1 protein-coding gene is annotated in these 590 nt (G+C 64.9%); it reads left to right on the plus strand.

Annotated features, from left to right (window positions below):
* Positions 1-172: 172 nt before the first annotated feature.
* Positions 173-590: MaoC family dehydratase (locus AC01FP_RS18740; protein WP_474482421.1), on the plus strand; the 418-nt coding region annotated here is incomplete at its 3' end.

The raw sequence follows: 590 nt of genomic DNA on the forward strand, positions 1-590 counted from the left end.
CCTCGGTCGCGGCGGCGCTCCTGTTCAACCGGTTTGCGCTGGGGCGGCGGGCGGAATGGATCGGGCTCGAACTGTTCCGCGAGGCTCCCGACGTGGCCGCCTGAGCGCGCCAGCAACGATGGCAATTGCGCCCGGCAGGCGCTAACGCCCGCGATCAAATTGCAGGAGGTAAATGACCATGCCCGGGATCTGGTTTGACGAGCTCACTGTGGGGCAGCTGTTCGATCATCCGATCCGCCGCACCGTGACCGAGACCGATAACCTGCTGTTCTCGACCCTGACGCACAACCCGGCGCAGTTGCACCTCGATGCCGAATACATGAAGGCGAGCGACTATGGCCAGATCCTGGTCAACTCGACCTTCACCCTCGGGCTGATGGTCGGGGTGTCGGTCGGCGACACCACGCTCGGCACCGCGATCGCCAACCTGGGGTGGGACGAAGTGCGCTTTCCCGCGCCGGTGTTCGTCGGCGATACGCTGCGGATCGAGAGCGAAGTGATCGAACTGCGCGAAAGCAAGTCGCGCCCCAATGCCGGGATCGTCACCTTCGCCCATCGCGCCTACAATCAGCACGGCACCCTGGTCGCCA

The organism is Cyanobium sp. NIVA-CYA 375 (assembly GCF_056108345.1).